The organism is Methylobacterium sp. WL9 (genome assembly GCF_008040035.1).
In the GTDB taxonomy this organism is placed as follows: Bacteria; Pseudomonadota; Alphaproteobacteria; order Rhizobiales; family Beijerinckiaceae; genus Methylobacterium; species Methylobacterium thuringiense.
In genome coordinates this window covers 1-4621 of sequence record NZ_VRVE01000144.1, presented here as the reverse complement: position 1 = coordinate 4621, position 4621 = coordinate 1, and the positions used below count along the sequence as shown (strand labels likewise).

3 protein-coding genes and 1 pseudogene are annotated in these 4621 nt (G+C 70.4%); all 4 read left to right on the top strand.

Annotated elements, in window-relative coordinates; translation table 11 throughout:
- Positions 1–267 precede the first annotated feature (267 nt).
- Positions 268–1059, top strand: a pseudogene (locus FV217_RS21840) (MFS transporter); the annotation flags it as partial.
- Between the two features lie 147 nt (positions 1060–1206).
- Entirely contained in the window at positions 1207–2349 is a 1143-nt protein-coding gene (locus FV217_RS21835) for an MlaE family lipid ABC transporter permease subunit (protein WP_238232049.1), read from the top strand.
- A gap of 176 nt (positions 2350–2525) precedes the next feature.
- Complete coding sequence (locus tag FV217_RS21830; protein ID WP_238232121.1) at positions 2526–3260, top strand: ABC transporter ATP-binding protein; 735 nt, start codon at positions 2526–2528, stop codon at positions 3258–3260.
- A gap of 61 nt (positions 3261–3321) precedes the next feature.
- Positions 3322–4404, top strand: a complete 1083-nt coding sequence (locus tag FV217_RS21825; protein WP_147821684.1) for an MlaD family protein — start codon at positions 3322–3324, stop codon at positions 4402–4404.
- Positions 4405–4621: the final 217 nt, after the last annotated feature.

Here is a 4621-nt window from a genome sequence, read left to right as displayed (position 1 = left end):
GTGCGGCGCTCCGCCCAGGCCGAGGCCGGATCGGCGCGGGGGCGGTCCGGCGACGGCCTCTCCGCCCCTCTCTCCCCCCCAAAACCTCACCCCGAGATGCCGGAGCGCGGCGGAGGCCTCGAAGGGTCCTCCCGTTCGCTCCGTGACGTCTGGAAAACCCTTCGAGGCCCGCCGGCGCGGGCACCTCGGGGTGAGGTGGCGGGTGGGGGACGGCGAGCGGCTTCGGAGCCGCTTCGCTCAAGCGTGAGGCGCGCCGAAAAACCCCCGAGATTGGACTATCCGCGGATCCGCATGGCCGGCTCGATCGGGTTCCTGGGGGCGAACCTCGCCGGGGGCGCGCTGCTCGGGTGGCTCGGCGAAGCCTTCGCGGTGCCCCTCCTGCTCACCGGGCTGGCGCTGATCGCCTCGGCCGTCGCCTTTTTCAGCTGGAACGAGGTGGAACACGTGGAAAAGGCGTTCCACCCCACGGCGCGCCCGCGCCTGCCCCGGGTGCTGTGGCTGGCCATCGCCGCGGCGGCGCTGATCCAGGCGAGCCACGCGGCGCTCTACGCCTTCGGCGCCATCGCCTGGAGCACGGCGGGGGTGCCGGGGGCCTGGATCGGCGCGCTCTGGGCCATCGGCGTCGCCGCGGAGATTGTGCTGTTCGCGGTGATCGGAAAGCTGCCGGCGGCCTGGCGCTCGCCGTTCCGGCTGCTGGCGCTCGGCGGGGTCGCGGCGGTGCTGCGCGCCCTCGGCATGGCCCTCGCCGGCGATGGCCTGCCCGCCCTCGCGGCCCTGCAGATGCTCCACGCCTTCAGCTTCGGCGCCACGCATTTCGGGGCGATGAACGCGGTGTCGGCCCTCGCCCCGGACGGCGCCCGCGGCCGGGCACAGGGCACGCTCAGCTCGGCGACGGCGCTCTGCTCGGCCATCGCCACCCTGGGCTGCGGCATCGTCTATCGCAGCGCCGGGCCGGCGACGACCTTCGCCCTGATGGCGCCGATCGCCCTGGCCGGCCTCGGCCTCGTCGGGCTCGGCCTGCAGGCGCGGCGTTCGTCGGCACGGGCCTTGGCCCCGTAGCATTGGCCGGGAGCGCATCCCGGCATGCGCCGGGTCTATCCGCGGCATATGCCAGGGCCGGCATCGGGCAAGACACGCTTTGGTCACCATGATGCCCTCAGATGGGCGCTCATCCGCGTCCCGCGGGACCGAATCGGAGTGTTTTTCGTGCTGATCGAAGCCGGCACAGCCAACCCCGACGCGGCCGGCGCCGACATCGCCGGCGAGCGCGTGGCCCTGCGCGGCCGCTGGACCGCCGACCAGGGCCCCGGCGTCGAGCGCAGCGCCGCCGCGATCCTCGCGCACGGCGCAGCGCAGGCGGTCCTGATCGACCTCGCCGGCATCACCCGGCTCGACACGCTCGGCGCCTGGGTGCTGGAGCGCACCCGCGCCGAGATCGAGGCCGCAGGCGGCCGCCTCGCCTATGCCAACCCACGGGCGGAACACAGGATTCTGCTCGGCGAGGTGGCGCTCCGCCCGGCCGATCCGCCGGCGAAGGAGCGCGTCGGCCGCGTCTTCGGCGCCCTCGATGCGGTGGGCCGCAACGTCGTTTCCACAGGCCGCGAGATCCTCGCCGGCCTGTCCTTCCTCGGCGAGGTCATCGCCGCGATCGGCCGGGTGGCGGCGCGGCCCTCGAGCTTCCGCTTCACCGCGCTGGTCAACCAGCTCGAGGCCATCGCCTTCCGCGGTGTGCCGATCATCGCGCTGATCTCGTTCCTCGTCGGCGGCATCGTCGCGCAGCAGGGCATCATCCAGTTGCAGCGCTTCGGGGCGCAGAGCTTCGTCGTGAACCTCATCGGCATCCTGGTGCTGCGCGAGCTCGGCGTGCTGCTCACCTCGATCATGGTGGCCGGCCGCTCCGGCTCGGCCTTCACCGCCGAGATCGGCTCGATGCGCATGCGCGAGGAGGTCGACGCGCTGCGGGTCATGGGCCTCGACCCGATCGAAATCCTGATCGTTCCCCGTATCTTAGCCCTGATGATCGGCCTGCCGATCCTCGCCTTCCTCGCCAACCTCGCGGCACTGGCCGGCGGCGGCGTCACCGCGCTGATCTATGGCGGCCTGACCGTCGACGGCTTTCTCTCGCGGCTGCAGGCGGCGGTGTCCGAGCACCATCTCTGGGTCGGCCTCCTCAAGGCGCCGTTCATGGCGCTCACCATCGGCATCATCGCGACGATCGAGGGCTTCGCCGTGGAGGGCTCGGCCGAGTCGCTCGGACGCCACGTCACCGCCTCAGTCGTCAAGTCTATCTTCATGGTCATCGTGCTTGATGGATTGTTCGCGGTGTTCTTCGCCGCGGTCGAATTCTGAGCGAAATCAGCGCCTTGAACGCCGAACCCAACGGCATCGCAGCTTCACCCGAGGCCGCCCTGCGGGGCGCCTCGCCGGAATCGGGACACATCGTGACGTCTTCTCCTCGCCAACCGGGCCGGGACGCCATCATCCGCGTGCGCGATCTCGTGGTGGGATTCGGCGCGCGCGACGTGATGAAGGGGCTCGACCTCGACATTTATCGCGGTGAGATTCTGGGGTTCGTCGGTCCCTCGGGGCAGGGCAAGTCGGTGCTCACCCGCACCATCCTCGGCCTCGTCACCAAGCGCTCCGGCACCATCGAGATCTTCGGCGAGAACGTCGACGGGCTGACGCTGGCGCGCCGCCGCGAGCTCGAGAAGCGCTGGGGCGTGCTGTTCCAGCAGGGCGCGCTGTTCTCCGGCCTCACCGTCAAGCAGAACATCCAGATGCCGATGCGCGAGCATCTCGACCTGTCCGAGCGCCTGCTCGACGAGTTCGCCCGGCTCAAGATCGAGATGGTCGGCCTCAAGCCCGACGCCGCCGACAAGCTGCCCTCCGAACTCTCCGGCGGCATGATCAAGCGCGCGGCTTTGGCCCGCTCCCTGGCGCTAGATCCCGAGATCCTGTTCCTCGACGAGCCGACCTCCGGCCTCGATCCGATCGGCGCCGGCGAGTTCGACGAGCTCGTCGCCACGCTCAAGCAGACGCTCGGGCTCACGGTCTTCATGGTCACGCACGATCTCGACAGCCTCTACACCGCCTGCGACCGGATCGCGGCCTTGGGCGACGGCAAGATCATCGCCGAGGGCCCGATCGAGGCGATGCTCGCGAGTGACCACCCCTGGCTGCGCTCTTACTTCCACGGCAAGCGTGCCCGGGCGATCGTGCCGAACCCCGCCAAGCAGAACCGGAATGCGGTCCATGCGTGAGCGCACCCTGCGTGCCGACGCGCACGCCACATTCGCCGCCCATCGTGAAAAGGCCTGACCGATGGAGACCCGTGCCAACTACGCCCTGATCGGCGCCTTCACGATTGCCGTCGTGCTCGCCGGCTTCGGCTTCGCATTCTGGCTGCATGGCGGCTCCCGCAGCGATACGGCCCAAGCGATCCGCATCGTTTTTTCCGGCAGCGTCGGCGGACTCGCCAAGGGCTCGACCGTGTCGTTCAACGGCATCAAGGTGGGCGAGGCCACGGACGTGCACCTGCTGCCGCAGGACCCGCGCCGGGTCGTCGCCACCGTTGAAGTGCTGCCGACGACGCCGCTGCGCGCCGACACCCGCGCCCGGCTCGACTCGGCGATGCTCACCGGCGTCTCGCAGATCTCGCTGTCCGGCGGCAGCGCCGACGCGCCGCCGCTCAAGGCCGGCGCCAACGACACGATGCCGACCATCTTCGCAGATTCCTCCGACATCCAGGACATGATGGCTGCCGCCCGCCAGATCGCACAGCGGGCCGACGACATGCTGCAACGTCTCGACAAGGTGATCGCCGGCAACGAGGGCGCCATCAACCGCACGCTCGCCAACGTGGAGACCTTCTCGAAGACGCTTGCCGATGCCGGCCCGGCCATCGGCGCGCTCGTCCAGGCGATCGACGGCCAGAAACTCAACCGGGTGATCGACAACGTCGACCGCTTCTCCACGGCGATGGCGAATTCGAGCCCGAACATCGAGGCCGGCCTCGGCGACGCCCGCACGATGATGGCCAAGCTCAACGCCTCGGCCGACAAGATCGACGCCGTGCTCGCCGGGGCCCAGGGCTTCCTCGGCTCGGCCTCGGGCCAGCAGGGCTCGTCCACCTTCGCAGAGATCCGCGAGGCCGCGATCTCGGTCCGCGACGCCGGCAAGGCCTTCCGCCTGCTCTCGGAAAACCTCGACAAGCGCACCGCCACCATCTCGACGAGCGTGAGCCGTCTCAGCGGGTCGAGCCGCCGCGAGGTCGAGGCGCTGGCGAGCGACGGCCAGCGCACGCTGAACACCCTCAGCCGTGCCGCCAAGAGTCTGGAGCGCGACCCGTCGCAGGTAATCTTCGGCGGAAAGCCGTCGTTGCCGGAATACAACGGTGGACGCTGAACACAACCGTAGCGGACGAATGTGCCGCGCCGCACGGGCACCGGAAGAGCTTTGCCGTAGTTTGACCCCGGTGGGCCGCCTCCCGGCCCGGAGACACGACGTGTTCGCGCTGATGACGACGGCCTCGACTTCCGGCACAGCCGCGACCCGGCGCGTCTCCGCGCGGTTCCGGCCTGCCGGCCTCGCCCTGGCGGCGGTGCTGAGCTCGGGCCTCGCC

Excerpts from the sequence above, each read along its gene's own strand:
- FV217_RS21830 (WP_238232121.1), top strand. The coding sequence starts at position 2,526 with ATGAAGGGGCTCGACCTCGACATTTATCGCGGTGAGATTCTGGGGTTC.
- FV217_RS21825 (WP_147821684.1), top strand. The coding sequence starts at position 3,322 with ATGGAGACCCGTGCCAACTACGCCCTGATCGGCGCCTTCACGATTGCC.